The sequence below is a fragment of the Duncaniella sp. B8 genome (assembly GCF_005304985.1).
GTDB lineage: Bacteria > Bacteroidota > Bacteroidia > Bacteroidales > Muribaculaceae > Duncaniella > Duncaniella muris.
This window is the reverse complement of record NZ_CP040121.1, coordinates 1,796,765-1,813,817: the sequence shown is the minus strand read 5'-3', so window position 1 is coordinate 1,813,817 and position 17,053 is coordinate 1,796,765. Positions and strand designations below refer to the sequence as shown.

General features: G+C 55.5%; 15 protein-coding genes. 10 read left to right on the top strand and 5 right to left on the bottom strand.

Annotated elements, in window-relative coordinates:
- Positions 1-170: 170 nt before the first annotated feature.
- The 4 genes from FDZ78_RS07820 to FDZ78_RS07805 all read right to left on the bottom strand — a co-directional run bounded on the left by FDZ78_RS07820 (position 171) and on the right by FDZ78_RS07805 (position 3,851).
- Positions 171-2,003: an ABC transporter ATP-binding protein gene (locus FDZ78_RS07820; RefSeq protein WP_107031165.1), complete on the bottom strand. Its 1,833-nt coding sequence runs from the start codon at positions 2,001-2,003 to the stop codon at positions 171-173.
- A 105-nt stretch (positions 2,004-2,108) separates the two neighbouring features.
- Positions 2,109-2,495, bottom strand: a complete 387-nt coding sequence (secG, locus tag FDZ78_RS07815; RefSeq protein WP_123398112.1) for a preprotein translocase subunit SecG — start codon at positions 2,493-2,495, stop codon at positions 2,109-2,111.
- Positions 2,496-2,524: 29 nt separating this feature from the next.
- Positions 2,525-3,295 (bottom strand): hypothetical protein, encoded by a 771-nt coding sequence (locus tag FDZ78_RS07810; RefSeq protein WP_123398111.1) that lies wholly within the window; start codon positions 3,293-3,295, stop codon positions 2,525-2,527.
- 25 nt (positions 3,296-3,320) lie between these two features.
- Positions 3,321-3,851 (bottom strand): LptE family protein, encoded by a 531-nt coding sequence (locus FDZ78_RS07805; RefSeq protein ID WP_168181996.1) that lies wholly within the window; start codon positions 3,849-3,851, stop codon positions 3,321-3,323.
- Between the two features lie 98 nt (positions 3,852-3,949).
- Between FDZ78_RS07805 and FDZ78_RS07800 the strand changes: the two genes are divergently transcribed.
- The 6 genes from FDZ78_RS07800 to FDZ78_RS07775 all read left to right on the top strand — a co-directional run bounded on the left by FDZ78_RS07800 (position 3,950) and on the right by FDZ78_RS07775 (position 8,659).
- Entirely contained in the window at positions 3,950-4,516 is a 567-nt protein-coding gene (locus FDZ78_RS07800; RefSeq protein ID WP_136408363.1) for a DUF4199 domain-containing protein, read from the top strand.
- A 74-nt stretch (positions 4,517-4,590) separates the two neighbouring features.
- Positions 4,591-5,553 (top strand): glycosyltransferase family 2 protein, encoded by a 963-nt coding sequence (locus FDZ78_RS07795; RefSeq protein WP_123611088.1) that lies wholly within the window; start codon positions 4,591-4,593, stop codon positions 5,551-5,553.
- Positions 5,554-5,632: 79 nt separating this feature from the next.
- Positions 5,633-6,169: a nitroreductase family protein gene (locus FDZ78_RS07790; protein ID WP_123398108.1), complete on the top strand. Its 537-nt coding sequence runs from the start codon at positions 5,633-5,635 to the stop codon at positions 6,167-6,169.
- Positions 6,170-6,239: 70 nt separating this feature from the next.
- A complete protein-coding gene (locus FDZ78_RS07785) occupies positions 6,240-6,761 on the top strand; it encodes a DUF6452 family protein (protein WP_107031159.1) in 522 nt (173 codons plus the stop codon).
- Positions 6,754-7,689 (top strand): DUF6048 family protein, encoded by a 936-nt coding sequence (locus FDZ78_RS07780; protein WP_136408362.1) that lies wholly within the window; start codon positions 6,754-6,756, stop codon positions 7,687-7,689. The genes FDZ78_RS07785 and FDZ78_RS07780 overlap by 8 nt, the downstream gene beginning before the upstream one ends.
- Positions 7,682-8,659 (top strand): PhoH family protein, encoded by a 978-nt coding sequence (locus tag FDZ78_RS07775; RefSeq protein ID WP_123398106.1) that lies wholly within the window; start codon positions 7,682-7,684, stop codon positions 8,657-8,659. Before FDZ78_RS07780 ends, FDZ78_RS07775 begins: the two co-directional genes overlap by 8 nt.
- A gap of 29 nt (positions 8,660-8,688) precedes the next feature.
- On the opposite strand, the gene FDZ78_RS07770 is transcribed toward FDZ78_RS07775, so the two are convergent.
- Positions 8,689-9,903 (bottom strand): MFS transporter, encoded by a 1,215-nt coding sequence (locus tag FDZ78_RS07770; protein WP_240740364.1) that lies wholly within the window; start codon positions 9,901-9,903, stop codon positions 8,689-8,691.
- Positions 9,904-10,140: 237 nt separating this feature from the next.
- On the opposite strand from FDZ78_RS07770, the gene FDZ78_RS07765 reads away from it, so the two are divergent.
- The 4 genes from FDZ78_RS07765 to lpxA are packed head-to-tail and all read left to right on the top strand — an operon-like array spanning position 10,141 to position 16,985.
- Positions 10,141-11,322, top strand: a complete 1,182-nt coding sequence (locus tag FDZ78_RS07765; protein WP_240597557.1) for an efflux RND transporter periplasmic adaptor subunit — start codon at positions 10,141-10,143, stop codon at positions 11,320-11,322.
- 36 nt (positions 11,323-11,358) lie between these two features.
- A complete protein-coding gene (locus FDZ78_RS07760; protein ID WP_123398104.1) occupies positions 11,359-14,739 on the top strand; it encodes an efflux RND transporter permease subunit in 3,381 nt (1,126 codons plus the stop codon).
- Between the two features lie 42 nt (positions 14,740-14,781).
- Positions 14,782-16,167 (top strand): TolC family protein, encoded by a 1,386-nt coding sequence (locus tag FDZ78_RS07755; protein WP_123398103.1) that lies wholly within the window; start codon positions 14,782-14,784, stop codon positions 16,165-16,167.
- Positions 16,168-16,196: 29 nt separating this feature from the next.
- Complete coding sequence (lpxA, locus tag FDZ78_RS07750; protein WP_107031152.1) at positions 16,197-16,985, top strand: acyl-ACP--UDP-N-acetylglucosamine O-acyltransferase; 789 nt, start codon at positions 16,197-16,199, stop codon at positions 16,983-16,985.
- The last annotated feature ends 68 nt before the right edge of the window (positions 16,986-17,053 follow it).

Below are 17,053 nucleotides of genomic sequence, written 5' to 3'. Positions count from 1 at the left end.
CCTATCGGAGACAGCCTTGGCAGATTCTGTGAATTTTTGACAAATATACACATTTTAAAACAATTTTCAAACATTTTGCCAAAAATTACTTTCTATTTATATTAATATTCGGTTTTGATCTTACAAAATGAATCCCCTCGCCGGCCGAAGCCGAGAGGGGATCACTGTTTCTATTTCATGGACTGCATCTCAACAAGCCTCGTGTAGTATCCGTTGAGAGCAAGCAGGTCGTCATGCGTGCCACGCTCCACTATGCGTCCTTCGTGGAGCACACAGATCTGGTCGGCGTTCTTGATGGTCGAGAGGCGGTGGGCTATGACGAGAGTAGTGCGGTCTTTCATCAGCCGTTCCAGGGCTTCCTGTACCAGTTTCTCGCTCTCGCTGTCAAGGGCCGAAGTGGCCTCGTCGAGAATGAGCACGGGGGGATTCTTGAGAATGGCTCGTGCTATTGACAGGCGCTGGCGCTGACCTCCGGAAAGACGGCAGCCGCGGTCGCCGATGTTTGTGTCATAGCCCTCTTCGGTGGCCATGATAAACTCGTGGGCGTTGGCAATCTTCGCGGCGGCTATCACCTCTTCTCTGGTGGCGCTTTTCACGCCGAAAGCTATGTTGTTGAAAATAGTGTCGTTAAAAAGAATGGCTTCCTGATTGACATTGCCCATGAATCCTCTGAGCTCATGCACAGGCAGATCACGCAGGTCACAGCCGTCAATCGAGATCGAGCCCTTGTTGATGTCATAGAAGCGTGGCAGAAGGTCGGCGAGGGTCGACTTGCCGCTGCCGCTCTGCCCTACGAGAGCTACGGTGTGGCCGGCAGGAATGTCAAGATCAATGTCAGAGACCACCGGCAGTTCCGGATCGTAGCCGAAGGTGACGTTCCTGTAGCAGATATGGCCTTTGAGGTCAGGGATATGAGCCGGGGTCTTCGGATCGGCTATGGGATTGACGGCGGCGAGTATGGCATCCACACGCTCCATAGCGGCAAGACCTTTCTGGATGGCATAGACCGCTTTCGAGAGATCTTTGGCCGGATTGATGATGCTGTAGAAGATCACCATATAATATATGAATTCCGGAGCTGTGAGCGAGGTCTTGCCGGAAAGGATCAGAGCGCCACCGAAGCAGAGCACTATGGCGATGGTCATTGTGCCGAGCAACTCGCTCATGGGGTGGGCGAGCGACTGGCGCCGCTGTACGGAGGTGGTGATGTTGTAGAAGCGCTGGTTGCCGTTGCGGAAACGGCCTGTGACCTTTGACTCTGCATTGAAGGCCTTGATGACGCGCAGACCTCCGAGAGTTTCTTCGATGTAGCTCATTATTATGCCCCACTGCTGCTGGCCTTGGAGCGATTTCCGCTTCAGGCGCTTGCCCACTCGCCCCATCACCAGTCCGGCTATGGGAAGGAGCACGAGCACGAAGAGGGTGAGCTGCCAGGAGATCATGATCATCATGCCCAGGCAGACTATGATCATCACCGGGTTTTTGAAGAGCATGTCGAGCGAGGCCATGATGGAGTTCTCAATCTCGGCGACATCGCCTGTCATGCGGGCCATGACGTCGCCTTTGCGCTCGGAGGTGAAATAGCCGATGGGGAGGGAGACTATCTTGTCATAGACAAAATTGCGGATGTCACGCACGATTCCGGCCCTCATCGGTATGACGAAGTAGGAACTGGCATAGGCAGTGCCTGTTTTCAGTCCGGTCATGAAGACCAGTGCAGCGGCGAGAGCCACGAGGGTGCCTATCGGGCCCCACTCGCCTATGCACTGCTGGGTGATCCAATAGAAATTGTTGATCAGTGTGTCTTTCAACCCGGCTGATCCCCAGGGCATGAATTCATAATGCGCCTCCTTCACCTTGAAAAGCATTTCAAGAATCGGAATGATCAGCGCGAATGAAAACAGTGTGAGAAAGGCCGAGAGGAAGTTGAATAATATATTAAGTAGAAGATACTTTTTATATGGTGGCACGAACCTCCGCAGCAGCAGCCATAAGTCTTTCATATAGAATCAAATCAAGCCTGCACCGACTCGAAGGTCAGGGCAGGCCGGTAAGGGGGGATGGAGTAGATAAAATGTGATTCGCGTGTTGAAATCCGCAGATCGGGTTTATTCTGCGGGAGCTTCTTCAGCAGCGGGAGCCTGCGCGGGAGTCTGGTCAGCGGCAGGAGCGGGAGCCGCTACGGGAGCTGCAGGAACTTCAGTGTTGAAGTCGGCGGGGACAGCCTGCTCGGCGGGGGCCGCGTTCACACGTGAAGAAGAAGCATTGATGGCTTTCGGCATTGTGAATGTTGCAAGAATGGAGAGGAGGCAGATGGCTCCGGCGAGGCCCCAAGTGAGCTTTTCGATGAAGCTGTTGGTGCGGCGCACACCCATGATCTGGTTTGAACCGGCGAATGAGGAAGAAAGGCCTCCACCCTTTGACTTCTGAACGAGCACTACGCAGATGAGAAGAAGAGCGCAGATGAGCGTCAGGATAATCAGTACGATATACATAATTATTGTATGGTTTATTAATTTAGAAATCAGGTGTTATAGCGGGAATTGATCATCAATTTCTGCAAAAACCGCAATTGGTCTGCAAAGTAAACACTTTTTTTTGGATTTTTCAAACTCAAATTGTGAATTATTTCAAATGCCTTGTCGTAGCGGCGGCGGCGTATGTAGATTTTGGCCAGGCTTTCGCTCAGCGAGGAGTCGTCGGCGGTGTCTTTGACGGCCACCGGATGGTCTTCGGGCGCGAGTGCGGCGTGCGGTTCGGAAGCCGCTTCATCATCGTCCTGCGGAACCGGCTGATGCGGGGCTTTATTCTTGAGTATGAAGGCGTTGATCAGAGCGTCCTGCGAATTATCAGTCGGAGCAGGCTCCGGCGGCAGACTTTCTTCCTCCTCGCGGGCAAGGAGCATCGAATAGTCGGCCGTGGGGTTGAAAATAAGTTTTTCAAGCAGGGCGTCCTCTTCAGGGGTAGAATGGCCGTAAGTGGCGAGGAAGGTGTCTATGGCATTGTCAGTTGTGACCTCCGGTTTCTTTTCTGACGGATAGAAATCAAGCCACACGTCGCTGCGCGGATCGGTCATGATGGCCAGAGCGGCCTGGTCAGCGGCATTGAGCGCCAGACCATCCATCAGCCGGCGGCGTGTGTCGGCCGGAAGCGAAGCGCCCTCCCGGCGCATCAGCGTCAGGGCCGGAAGCGTAAAGAAGGGGTATTCCCTGAGCAGATGCTCGACGTCTGAAATGCTGACCGGCACTTCAGGGTCGGCAAGAGCGCGAAGATAATGACTGAGAGCTTCTTCCATAAATGACAGTACGGATGAATGTTGGTTACCAGTCACCGAGGGTGGCGTTGAAAATAAGGTCGACAAGCTCTTTGGATATTTCGGAACAGAGCTGATCCTGGACGTCGGTCAGCATCTCTGAGCTGTCAAAGTCGCGGTAGGCGCTGAAGGTCTGACTGATGTCCTTGCCCTCCTGGCGGTTGTCGGTGTAGGTGATCTTTACCTGAATGGTCAGTCGGGTGCGTGAGGCATAGGCGTTTTCGGTCACGGCCTGGGGCGAGAGGTTGTAGCCCACAATCTCACCTTCGAGCTGCAGGTCGGCATTGTTGGTGTCGATGGTCCGCAGGCGTGTGTTTCGCGTTATGTAGTCGAGCAGTTCGTTTTCGAATGTCTGCTGCAGAGGCGGATAGACGAGGGCCGCGCGAATGGGGAAGTTGGAGACGTAGATGGTTTTATAGACCGTGTAGTCAATGGCCGCGCCATTGAGCTTGTAGCTTATGCGGCAGCTTCCCGCCATGCAGCTCATGACGAGAACAAGCAAGAAGCGAAGCAGATATGTTGATCCAAATGCTTTCATGGAAGCACAAAGTTACAACATTCTTCGATAAAATCCCAAAAAATACCTAACTTTGCAAGTCGTAGAGATTTTCTACAGACGATCATCATCTCTCGCATATGGATTATTCAGACAGAAGAATCATAACCTCACCATACCGCCGGGGCGCCGACTTCGGCTTCCTGTTCGGCATCTACCTGTCAGTGATGTTTTTCAGTTCTATTTTCGGAAAAACGCTGCCTCTGACCGGGTTGCTGTCACTGCTGCTGATGCTCGGAGTGCCGGTGTTCATCTTCATAGTGCTCAGGCGCTATGACCGTGAGCTGCAGGGATGCGCCACATTCCCCATGATGTGGATGACCGGTGTGGTTACTTTCATCTGCGGCATCCTCATTTCAGGAGCGCTGCTGGTGATCTACATGAAATGGATCGAACCCGGATTCGTGCTCAGCCAGCTCGAAGGGCTGGTAGAGACCGGCAAGAAGTTGCCCGGAACTCCCGTGGCCGAAGCCGGCGAGATAGCCGCCCGGATGATCAGGGCCAATTTCATCCCCACCCCGATAGCGATTGTGACCGAGATCATAATGGCCACGATAGTCAGCGGCTCGATACTCTCTATCATCATCTCGGCAGGTTTCGCCCTGCTCCACAAATCGCAGCGCCGCCGCGGAAGCTCCGAATCATAGCCCGCACCTGCCGGCACTCTGATGCACTCACATAAGAAACACCTCCACACAAGACTGATTCACAACTACACAGAATGGACATATCAGTTGTAATACCCCTCTATAACGAAGCCGAATCGCTGCCCGAACTCGCCGCCTGGATCGAGCGCGTGATGAATGACCATGATTTCAGCTACGAAGTCATCTTCGTCGATGACGGCAGCACCGACGACTCCTGGGCCACCATACGCCGCCTCCAGGAGAAAAACCCGAATCTCCACGGCATATCATTCCGCCGCAACTACGGAAAGTCGCCGGCTCTCAACACCGGCTTCAACGCCGCCAAAGGCGATGTGGTCATAACGATGGATGCCGACCTGCAGGACTCGCCCGATGAGATCCCGGAGCTCTACCGCATGATCATGCGCGACGGCTATGACCTCGTGTCGGGCTGGAAACGCAAGCGCTACGACCCGCTGTCGAAAACCATCCCCACCAAACTGTTCAACGCCACAGCCCGCAAGGTCAGCGGCATCAAGAACCTCCACGATTTCAACTGCGGCCTGAAAGCCTACCGGCTGGAAGTGGTGAAACACATCGAGGTCTACGGCGACATGCACCGCTACATACCCTATCTCGCCAAAAACGCAGGCTTCACCCGCATCGGCGAGAAGGAAGTCCACCACCAGGCCCGCAAATACGGCAGCACCAAATTCGGGCTCGACCGCTTTGTCAACGGCTACCTCGACCTGGCCACCCTCTGGTTCACAGGCAAATTCGGAGCCAAGCCGATGCACTTCTTCGGCCTGCTCGGCTCGCTGATGTTCATCATCGGCTTCATAGCCGTGATGGCTGTCGGCTTCGGCAAGCTCTATGACATGACCCACGGCAATCCTTACCGCCTGGTGACCGACTCTCCCTACTTCTACCTGGCACTGACCATGATGCTCCTCGGCACCATGCTCTTCCTCACCGGTTTCATCGGCGAGCTGATAGCCCGCAACGCTCCCGGACGCAACCACTACGAGATCAAGGAAGAAATCGGCATCGACAAGTAACAGGGAACAGCCTAACCAGGCATCTCATTCATTTCTAATCAGATATCCAACCGCACACCGGATAAACCATTACAGACCCATGCAATCCAACGCCTATCCCCAGTTATACCGTCTGAGCCAGCTGCGCTATTCATGCCGCGACTACTCTGACCGCCCCGTGAGCCGCGACACCCTCCGCTCGGTGCTCGACGTGGCCCGCCTCGCCCCCTCGGCCTGCAACCGCCAGCCCTGGGTATTCCTCGTGGCCGACTCTGCCGAACAGCGCGAAGCCATCACCGGCAGCTACGACCGCCAGTGGATACGCACCGCCCCTGAATTCATAGTGGCCTGCGGCATCCATGACGAAGCCTGGCACCGAGGATGCGACGGCAAAGACCACACCGACGTAGACCTCTCGATAGCCATCGAGCACCTCTGCCTCGCAGCCACAAGCCTTGAGCTCGGCACCTGCTGGGTGTGCAACTTCGACCCGGCCCCGATAGCCGAAGCTTTCGGACTGCCTGCCGGAGTAGAACCCGTGGCAATAATTCCGATAGGTTATCCCGCCGATCCGCAGGCTGTGCCCGAAAAGAAGCGCAAGAGCCTCGACGAGATCGTCAGATGGGGCAAATTCTGAACATCGGCCGACCGGCATCAGGATCACGCCCGCCACACAAAACCCGATTCAAATTTATCGCGATACAGGATTGAAATCACTCGTTTACATCTCAGGCCTACTCGCCGCCGGAGCACTGCTTACGCAGTCATGCAGCAACGTGGGCTGCACCGAGAACCAGAATTCCCTACCGCTGGCCGGCTTCTACGCCATGTCGACCGGACAGGCCATAGTCCCCGACTCGATCACCATCGGTGGCGTCGGCGCGCCGTCTGACACCCTTCTGCTGACCCTCGATTCTCGCCAGCAGCAGCTCTATCTGCCCTTCCGCTCCACTAGCCCTTCAACATCTTTCTACATACACTACTGCCAGAAAGCGCTTGACTACCCGGAGCTGAATGACACTCTGAGCTTCGACTACGACGCAGTGCCCTATTTCGCCTCGGAAGACTGCGGCGCCATGTATCACTACCGCGTGACCCGCTACACCTATACCACCCACCTGATCGACTCCGTAGGGATGACCGATTCGCTCATCACCAACATAGACCGCGAGACTATCAGGATATTCTTCCGCACCGCCGACCCCGATAATCCCGATGACAATGACTGATCTCCAAGCCAAAACCACAGCTCCCGGCCTCCGCAGACTGCTGAAGATGCTTCTGCTGACGCTCTTTGTCATTGCCGGAACCGAACTTTCGGCCCAGCGGCGCGTCACACCGGTCAAGACACCCGAACCGGGCACCACTCCGAAAACCGAACGCCCACGCCGGATAGACCGCAGCAAACTGGTGGAGATGACCGATGCCAGCGGCAACACTATCCTCGTCGACACAATCACCGGAACTGAAGTCAAAGACACAGCCCTGATGGCTCCGCCACCGAAGATGATCTATCCGCTGCTCCATGAAGTGACAGCAGGCGTCAACCTGTGGAACCCGATAATGCGAGCCTTCGGGCAGAGCTACGGACTCGGCGACGTGTGGGCCGAGCTCAGCCTCCACAACCGCTATTTCCCCTATTTCGCAATCGGCGTGGACAACTGCAACGACACACCCGACGAGTCAAACTTCACCTTCAGGACCCCGGTCTCGCCCTACTTCAAGATAGGCGCGTCCTACAACTTTTTCTACAACTCCAACCCCGACTACAAGCTGCAGATGGGTCTGCGCTACGGATTTACGTCATACAAATGGAGCGTGGAAAACGTCACTGTCGACGAAGGCTACTGGGACGACCCGTCACATTTCTCCATCATGAACCAGCGCTCCACTTCGGGCTATCTCGAAGTGACATTCGGGCTGAAAGTAAAGGTGTTCAAAAACTGGTCGCTCGGCTGGAACATAATCTATCATTCACTCATACATGACACTAAAAGCTCCTACGGCGAACCGATGTTCATACCCGGTTTCGGCACACGCGGATCAGCCGTTACGGGCAATTTCTCTCTGATGTACACATTCCCGATAAACAAAAAGAAGACAAGCGAGGTTAATACTGTAACAGAGGGAGACACACAAACAGAACTACATGATTGAAAGAATCGTAATCATAGACAACGTGGACCCCGTGAGCTTCTACGGAGTCAACAACTGCAACATGCAGCTCATCCGCAATCTCTTCCCGAAACTGCGCATGGCAGCCAGAGGTTCCGTGATCAAGGTCATCGGCGATGACAGCGAGACAGCCCAGTTCGAAAAGAAGATCAAGGAGTTGGAGGAGTATTGCGTGAAATACAACAAGCTCACCGAGGAGGTGATCCTTGACATAGTCAAAGGCAAGTCGCCCGAAACTCCACGCCAGGACGATGTGATCATCTACGGCGTCAACGGCAAGCCAATCAGCGCCCGCAACAAGAATCAGGAGCTGCTGGTCAAGGCATTCCACGAAAATGACCTGACCTTCGCCCTCGGCCCTGCCGGCACAGGAAAGACCTATGTGGCGATCGCCCTGGCCGTGCGCGCGCTGAAAAACCGCGAGGTCCGCAAACTTATTCTCTCGCGTCCGGCCGTGGAGGCCGGCGAGAAACTCGGCTTCCTTCCCGGCGACATGAAAGACAAGATCGACCCCTATCTGCAGCCACTCTATGACGCTCTCGAAGACATGATTCCGGCCGTCAAGCTGAAGGAATACATGGAGACGAACGTCATCCAGATAGCCCCGCTCGCCTTCATGCGCGGACGCACCCTCAATGACGCGGTCATTGTGCTTGACGAAGCCCAGAACACCACCGTCCACCAGATCAAGATGTTCCTGACCCGCCTCGGCATGAACGCCAAGATGATCATCACCGGCGACGCCACCCAGATAGACCTTCCGCGCTCCATGCAGTCGGGCCTTACCCAGGCGCTGCGGGTACTCAGCGACGTCCCAGGAATAGGCAAAGTAGAGTTCGGCAAAAAAGACATAGTGCGCCACTCGCTCGTACAGCGCATAGTGGAAGCCTACGAACACTTCGACAGGCAGCAGAAAGATACTCCTGACCAGCCAAGCACCACCTTATTATAATAGGAGATTAGTCCAGTTGGACCAATTGCCTAATTCCCGGCCCTTCTCGCCCTGAGATCCGGCAGGAATGCCGCCACCACGCCAAGCAGCGGAGTGTAGGCGCAGAAATTGTAGACAGCCTCAATGCCGTAGCTGTCAGCCAGAGAGCCGAGCACCGCCGAAGCAATGCCGCCCACTCCGAACGCAAATCCGAAGAAAAGACCTGAGATCATGCCCAGCTTGGTAGGCAGCAGCTCCTGGGCGTAAAGCAGAATAGCCGGGAAAGCCGATGAAAGCATAAAGCCCGCACAGAAACTAAGCACCACAGTAAGAGCCAGCCCGACATGCGGCATCAGCAGACTGAAAGGAGCGGTGCCAAGAATAGAGATCCAGATGACAGCCTTACGCCCGTAACGGTCGCCCACCGGGCCGCCCACAAGAGTGCCGATGGCCGTCGATACCACAAAGACAAACAGAAATATCTGCGACTGCGACACGGAGACACCGAAACGGTCTATCAGATAGAACGTATAGTAGCTCGAAAGACTGGCCATATAGATGTATTTCGAGAATATAAGCAAAATTATCACCGCGATGACAAAAATGGTGCGCCGCTTCGAAAGCGGCAGTGAGACACTTGACTCACTGCTATTTTCAGCCGTGCGAAGTTCGCGCAGATAGCGTCCGTACCAGCGGCATATAGGAGTCATGGCCCAGAAGCACAAGGCAGCGAAAATCAGGAAGAAAGCCACGTAACGGCGGCCGTGGGGCGCCACGATGACAGCCACGAGCAGCGGACCGATCGAACCGCCGAAATTGCCGCCCACCTGAAACACCGACTGCGCAAACCCCCGGCGCTCATGGCCGGCAAGCGAGGTGATGCGTGAGGCCTCCGGATGGAGCGTGGCCGATCCGATGCCCACCATGAATACTGCGGCAAGAATGCCCGGCAAAGTCGAGCAGAAGGCAAACATCAGAATGCCCACGGAGGTGCAGCACATACCGGCCGGCAGACTCCCCACAAACGGGCGCCGGTCAAAAGCATAGCCCACCACGGGCTGAAAAATCGAAGCCGCAAGCTGATAGACGAGAGTGATCAGACCGATCTGCCCGAAACTCAGACCAAGGTCCTCCTTAAGCATCGGGTAGACAGCCGTTATCACCGACTGCAGCAGATCGTTGAGACAGTGGGCCGCGCTCAGCGCAAGCAACACATGAAAAGCCGGCATATCCACGAGCCGGTGAAGTTTCTTCAGAAATGACATGTTTCAGATGATAATTTTCAAGGGTGCAAAGTTACTTATATTTTCCCAATTAGTCTCAACTCAAAAAAACAGTCATATTAATTGGTCAAAAGCGGAAATAATGAGGGGCTTTTAGCCAATTTCACAAACTTTATTATTACTTTTTTCGCTTGATGCAGAAATCCTTGGTAACTTTGCACGTTAAAATTTACGAATACAGTAAAAAATAGGTATATATAAGTAACGAAAAGAAAAGCAATGAAATCCATCGCGTTATCGAAAGGCAGCATCGCAATGATGCTCGCAGCTGTGGCTTTGTTCCCTTCATGTTCAAAGAATCAGCAGCAAATGCAGCAAGGCGCTGCGCCTGAAATCGCCACAATCACCCTCTCTCCGCAGTCAGCCGACCTCCAGTCGACATACCCTGCGACAATCAAGGGCAAGACTGACATTGAAATCCGTCCGCAGGTAACCGGATTCATCACAAAGGTTCTTGTAGACGAAGGCCAGCGCGTGCGCAAAGGCCAGACCCTCTTCACTCTCGACCAGGTAACATTCCAGGCCGCAGTCGATCAGGCCCGTGCCGCCGTGAGCACAGCCCAGACCGCCGTCAACACCGCAAAAATGACCGCTGACAGCAAAAAGACTCTTTTTGACAAGAACATCATCAGCGAATACGAATATCAGCTCTCTCAAAACTCTCTCGCCCAGGCAGAATCCCAGCTCGCAAACGCTAAAGCAGCCCTTGCATCTGCTCAGAAAAACCTCGCCTACACCGTAGTGACAGCTCCGAGCGACGGCGTGGTAGGCTCCATACCCAACCGCGAAGGCTCACTCGCATCACCCTCGTCGGCACAGCCTCTGACCACCGTCAGCGACAACTCTCAGGTCTATGCCTACTTCTCGCTGACCGAAAAAGACCTCCTCAACATGGTAGGCGAAGGCGAGCGCACTATCGAAGCAGCAATCAAGGCTATGCCTGAAGTGCAGCTCCGTCTCAGCGACGGCTCCCTCTACCCGCTCAGCGGCAAGGTAGCCACCGTGTCAGGCGTGATCGACAACTCTACCGGCGCATCAAGCGTACGCGCCCTCTTCAACAACCCCTCCGGAGTTCTCCGCAGCGGCGCCACCGGCCAGATCATCCTGCCTGAAAACAAAGAAAACGTGATCATCATTCCCCAGAAAGCCACATTCGAACTTCAGGACCGCCGCTTCGCCTACGTGGTCAACGACTCTAACAAGATCGTATCGACCCCCATCACCATCGAAGCCAACAACGACGGCAAGAACTTCGTAGTGACCTCTGGTCTGCAGGCCGGACAGCGCATCGCCATTGAAGGTGTAGGCACCAAACTCGCCGACGGCATGGCCATCACCCCGGTAGAGCCCAAAGCAGCTCCCGCTGATGCAGCCGCAGCAGCCCAGACAGCCCAGAAATAAAAAACGGATTCAAAAGGATACAATAACGTAACTTCAATGAAATTAGATACATTCATCAATCGGCCGGTGCTGTCGACGGTGATTTCGATCTTCATCGTGCTTCTCGGTCTGATCGGACTCTTCTCGCTTCCCGTCACCCAGTTTCCCGACATCGCACCCCCGACCATCCGCGTTTCAACCACCTACACAGGTGCCAACGCCCAGGCCGTGCTCAACTCCGTGATCGCCCCCCTTGAAGAGTCGATCAACGGCGCCGAAGGCATGACCTACATGGAATCGACCGCCACCAACACCGGCTCGGCCGACATCACCGTATATTTCGAACAGGGCTTCGACCCCGACATGGCTGCCGTCGACGTGCAGAACCGTGTGGCCAAAGCCCAGAACCTCCTGCCCGCCGAAGTAACACAGGTGGGTGTGCTCACCCAGAAGCGCCAGAGCTCAATGCTCCTCATGGTGGCCCTCTATGACGAATCAGGCAACTACACCCAGGAGTTTCTTGACAACTACGCCAAGATCAACATGATCCCGCAGCTGCAGCGTGTGTCAGGTGTGGGCGACGTAATGTCGTTCGGCGCCGACTACTCGATGCGAATCTGGCTCAAGCCTGAGGTAATGGCCCAGTACGGTCTGATCCCGACCGACATCTCCTACGCACTTGCCGAACAGAACATCGAGGCCGCACCCGGTGCTTTCGGCGAACAGGGCGACCAGAGCTTCCAGTACACAATGAAGTACCGCGGCCGTCTGACAACCCCTGAGGAATTCGAAAAAATCGTAGTGGCAGCCAAGCCCACCGGCGAAGTGCTCCACCTCGGCGACGTGGCCGAGATCGAACTCGGCCGTGTGACCTACGGCTTCTCCAACTCGCTCAACGGCCACGCCTCTACAAGCTGTATCGTGTTCCAGACAGCAGGCTCTAACGCAACCCAGATCATCAACGACTGTCTCAAGGTGGTCGACAGCATGAAGAAAGAACTTCCGGCAGGCCTCGCAATTGCCGTGCCGATGAACAACAACGACTTCCTCAACGCTTCGATACATGAGGTGATCAAGACCCTCATAGAAGCCTTCATCCTTGTGTTCTTCGTGGTCTACGTATTCCTTCAGGACATCCGGTCGACCATCATCCCCGCCATCGCCATCCCCGTGGCCCTTGTCGGCACATTCTTCTTCATGAACCTCATCGGCTTCTCGCTGAACCTCATCACCCTCTCGGCTCTCGTGCTTGCGATCGCGATTGTGGTGGACGACGCGATAGTCGTGGTCGAGGCGGTGCACGCCAAGCTCGATGTGGGCTACAAGAGTGCGCGTAAGGCCTCTATCGACGCGATGGGTGAAATCGGTGGCGCCATCATCTCGATCACCCTCGTCATGATGCTCGTGTTCATCCCCGTGTCATTCATGACAGGAACAACCGGTGTGTTCTACCGCCAGTTCGGTCTGACAATGGCAATCTCCATCGGTCTTTCGGCGCTCAACGCGCTCACCCTCTCGCCGGCACTCTGCGCCGTGTTCCTCAAAGGCCATGATGACAACTCCACTCTTAAGGAACGCATGGGCAAAGCCTACGGAGCCGCAGCAGAAGCAGTGGCCGGAAACGCCAAACGCCGTTTCACCCTCAACATGCCCCCTCTGGTGACCTTCGCCTTCCTTGCAGCCACAATCACCTTCATGGTGCTCGGATGGTACAACATCGAACACCCCGTGAAACTGGCCATCGCTTCAGTCGTAGCCCTCATCACCATTCTCGGCATCTTCAACAAGCGCTTCCACAAGGGATTCGAAATCGGATTCGGCCGCATCCTCAGCAAATACAACAAGTGGACATCGTTCTTCATCAACCATAAGATCACCTCGTTCGGCATCGTGGCCGCCACAGTTGCCGTCCTCGTATGGCTCATGAGCATCACCACATCGACCCTCGTGCCCAACGAAGACACCGGAACGCTCTTCTGTATGGTCGACATGCCTCCGGGCACATCTCAGGAACGCACCGAAGAAGTCCTCAACCAGCTCGACGGACTCCTCGCACAGATTCCCGAAATCGAATACCGCCAGAAGATCGCCGGCTACAGCTTCATGGCCGGTCAGGGCGCCACTTACGGCACATTTATCCTCAAGCTCAAGAACTGGGAAGAGCGCAAGCGCGCCGACCAGACATCAGATGCCATCCTCGGCAAGCTCTACGGACTGACATCGGTGATCAAAGACGGCCGCGTCATGATCTTCGCACCGCCTATGATCTCAGGCTACTCGCTGACCAACGGCTTCGAAATCAAGATGCAGGACCGCACCGGCGGTGACGTCAACGCCTTCTTCGGAGTTGTGCAAGGCTTCCTCGGACAGCTCAACCAGCAGCCTGAAGTGCAGATGGCCTACACCACCTTCAACCCGGCCTTCCCGCAGTATATGATCGACATCGACGCCGCCAAGGCCAAGCAGGCCGGCATCTCGCCCAAGGACATACTCTCCACTCTCCAGGGTTACTACGGCGGTATGTACGTCTCCAACTTCAACCGTTTCGGCAAAATATATCGCGTGATGATGCAGGCAGCGCCTGAATCGCGCGTCAGCCCCGAAACCCTCTCGGCCATCAAGATCCGCAACGGCAACGAAATGGCATCGCTGTCCAACTACGTCACCCTGACCAAGGTCTACGGTCCCGACCTTCTGAACCGATTCAACATGTTCCAGTCAATCTCCGTGACCGGTCAGCCCGCTCCGGGCTACACCTCAGGCGACTGTCTCGCAGCAATCGAACGAGTGGCCGCCGAGACTCTCCCCGCAGGCTTCGGCTATGAATACTCAGGTATGACCCGCGAGGAAGCCTCGTCAGGCGCAGGCTCGACAACCGCCATCATCTTCGGCCTCTGTCTGCTCTTCGTCTACCTGCTTCTCTCGGCTCAGTATGAAAGCTACATCCTCCCCTGGGCGGTTATCTTCTCGATTCCCTTCGGCCTCATGGGCACCTTCATCTTCGCTCAGATCTTTGACATCTCGAACAACATCTATCTGCAGATCGCGCTCATCATGCTCATCGGTCTTCTTGCCAAGAACGCCATCCTTATCGTGGAATTCGCCGTTGAACGCCGCCGCACAGGCATGTCGATCGTCAACGCAGCCATCCAGGGTGCCACCGCCCGTCTGCGCCCGATCCTCATGACATCACTGGCCATGATCATCGGTCTTCTCCCGATGATGTTCGCCACCGGCGCCGGCGCAAACGGTAACCGCGCCCTCGGCACAGGCTCTATCGGCGGTATGCTAATAGGCATGATCCTCCAGGTGCTCATCGTGCCCGCCCTCTTCGTGATCTTCCAGAAGATCCAGGAAAAGATCACTCCGCTCAAGTGGGAAGACACTGACAATGAAGGCATCGAAAACGAAATCGAGCAGTACACCCCCTCTCATTGATCCCGGCCAAAACAGAGTTACTGATTCTAACAACTCAGACAAATGAAAATCAAACAGCTTTCACTCATTCTTGCAGTCGGCGTGAGCACTTCGGTGCTCACCGGCTGCGGAATCTACAATAAATACAACGCCGAAAAAATCGACAGCGACCTTGTAAAGGAATATGCCGAGGCTCTCAAGCAGCAGGACGACTCCACCGCCTTCGGCAACCTCTCTTGGCGTTCGGTGTTCACAGATCCGGCCCTCGTCGACCTCATTGACCGCGCTCTGGCCAACAACAAAGACCTCCGCAACGCCAAACTCAATGTCGACATTGCCCACGCTCAGCTCAAAGGCGCAAAACTCAGCTATCTCCCATCGCTCACCTTCGCCCCCGGCGTCAACGGAGCCAAATATGGCCACAGCGATCTGAGCTGGAACTACCAGCTCCCGCTCGCCGTCAACTGGGAGATAGACATCTTCGGCAAGATCCTCAACACCAAACGCGGTGCACAGGTGGCTGAGATGCAGACCAGATACTACGAACAGGCCGTCCGCTCGCAGATCATCGCAGGCGTGGCCCAGTGCTACTATTCAATCGCAGCCCTCGAATCTCAGCTCAAACTCTCGCGCGAGACTTCCGAACTCTGGAAGGAAAGCGTCAACGTAATGCGCAACCTCAAGGAAGCCGGACGCCTGAGAGAAGACGCCGTGGTGCAGAGCCTTGCCCAGTACTACAGCATCGAGGCCACAATCACCGACATCGAACTCTCGCTCCACGAGGCCAACAACACCCTCTCGCTCCTGGTCAACGAAATGCCTCAGAAGTGGACCATCTCGCCTGACGCCACTCTGAACGTCCCCGTGATGAAGCGCACCGCCATTCCGATGGCAGAACTCGCCGTGCGCCCCGATGTACGCGCCTCTGAAATGACCCTCGCATCGGCATTCTACTCCACCGCATCGGCCCGCGCCGCTTTCTATCCCAGCCTCAACATCACTGCCAACGGCGGTTTCACCGACGCGCTCGGCTCAGCCATCCTCAATCCCCACGGATGGTTCCTCCAGCTTGCCGGAAGCCTCACCGCTCCCATCTTCGCCCGCGGACAGAACATAGCCCGCCTCCAAGCGGCAAAGGCTCAGCAGCAGCAGGCCCTCAACAACTTCGAATATGCCATCATGAGCGCCTCGGCTGACATCAGCGACGCCATGACCGTCTACGAAAAGAGCATGCAGAAACAGCAGTGGCTCACCCTCCAGGTCGAGAACCTCACCAAGGCTGTGGAAGTCACCAACGAGCTCCTGCTCTTCGACGGCTCGACCACATATCTCGAAGTGCTCACCGCCCAGAAGAACCTGCTTGGAGCACAGACCGCACAGATCACCACAAATCTGGCCGCCGCACAGTCTGTCATCAACCTCTATCAGAACCTCGGCGGCGGACGCTGACGAATCCTAACCCTTAACACTGATTACACATGATTAGCGACAAAGCTCACATCGACCCCTCGGCCAAGATAGGCGAGAACGTAACCATCCATCCTTTCGCCTACATCGACAAAGATGTGGTGATCGGAGACAACACCGTGATCATGCCCTTCGCAAGCATCATCCGCGGAACACGCCTCGGCAAGAACTGCAAGGTTTTTCAGAGCGCGATAGTAGGAGCCGATCCCCAGGACTTCCGCTGGAAGGGTGGATTCACATACTGCTACATCGGCGACAACGTGGTAATCCGCGAGAACGTCATCATCAACCGCGGCATAGAGACCGAAGGCGGCACCCGCATCGGCGACGACTGCTTCCTGATGGCCAACTCTCACGTAGGCCATGACTCGCACCTCAAGGGCAAGGACGTGATCGGCAACAACGTATCGATTGCCGGCGACGTGGAGATCGGCGAATGCTCCATCCTCTCGTCAAGCGTAGTGGTCCACGAGAATTCACGCATCGGCGACTGGGTGCTCATCAAAGGCGGATGCCGCATCACCGGCAACGTGCCTCCCTTCTGCATCATGGCCCACAACCCGACATCCTATTTCGGCGTCAACGCCACAATCCTGCGCAAACAGGGCATGGACGAGGAGCGCATCGATGACATAGCCAAGTGCTACCGCCACATCTATCAGACCGGCACCTCGGTGTTCAACGCCATGCGCCGCATCGAAGCCGACGTGGAAGACACTCCCGAACGTGACAACATCCTCTCGTTCATCAACAGTGTCAACCTCCGCATCGTAGCCGTGCCCCGCGACCTCGAACAGTAAGCCGGCACCACGATACCGCAGCATTTCCATAAAACTTGCTTTTCAATAACCCCACTGACGCCCCGCCA

Excerpts from the sequence above, each read along its gene's own strand:
- FDZ78_RS07820 (WP_107031165.1), bottom strand. The coding sequence starts at position 2,003 with ATGAAAGACTTATGGCTGCTGCTGCGGAGGTTCGTGCCACCATATAAA.
- secG (WP_123398112.1), bottom strand. The coding sequence starts at position 2,495 with ATGTATATCGTACTGATTATCCTGACGCTCATCTGCGCTCTTCTTCTC.
- FDZ78_RS07810 (WP_123398111.1), bottom strand. The coding sequence starts at position 3,295 with ATGGAAGAAGCTCTCAGTCATTATCTTCGCGCTCTTGCCGACCCTGAA.
- FDZ78_RS07805 (WP_168181996.1), bottom strand. The coding sequence starts at position 3,851 with ATGAAAGCATTTGGATCAACATATCTGCTTCGCTTCTTGCTTGTTCTC.
- FDZ78_RS07800 (WP_136408363.1), top strand. The coding sequence starts at position 3,950 with ATGGATTATTCAGACAGAAGAATCATAACCTCACCATACCGCCGGGGC.
- FDZ78_RS07795 (WP_123611088.1), top strand. The coding sequence starts at position 4,591 with ATGGACATATCAGTTGTAATACCCCTCTATAACGAAGCCGAATCGCTG.
- FDZ78_RS07790 (WP_123398108.1), top strand. The coding sequence starts at position 5,633 with ATGCAATCCAACGCCTATCCCCAGTTATACCGTCTGAGCCAGCTGCGC.
- FDZ78_RS07780 (WP_136408362.1), top strand. The coding sequence starts at position 6,754 with ATGACTGATCTCCAAGCCAAAACCACAGCTCCCGGCCTCCGCAGACTG.
- FDZ78_RS07775 (WP_123398106.1), top strand. The coding sequence starts at position 7,682 with ATGATTGAAAGAATCGTAATCATAGACAACGTGGACCCCGTGAGCTTC.
- FDZ78_RS07770 (WP_240740364.1), bottom strand. The coding sequence starts at position 9,903 with ATGTCATTTCTGAAGAAACTTCACCGGCTCGTGGATATGCCGGCTTTT.
- FDZ78_RS07765 (WP_240597557.1), top strand. The coding sequence starts at position 10,141 with ATGAAATCCATCGCGTTATCGAAAGGCAGCATCGCAATGATGCTCGCA.
- FDZ78_RS07760 (WP_123398104.1), top strand. The coding sequence starts at position 11,359 with ATGAAATTAGATACATTCATCAATCGGCCGGTGCTGTCGACGGTGATT.
- FDZ78_RS07755 (WP_123398103.1), top strand. The coding sequence starts at position 14,782 with ATGAAAATCAAACAGCTTTCACTCATTCTTGCAGTCGGCGTGAGCACT.
- lpxA (WP_107031152.1), top strand. The coding sequence starts at position 16,197 with ATGATTAGCGACAAAGCTCACATCGACCCCTCGGCCAAGATAGGCGAG.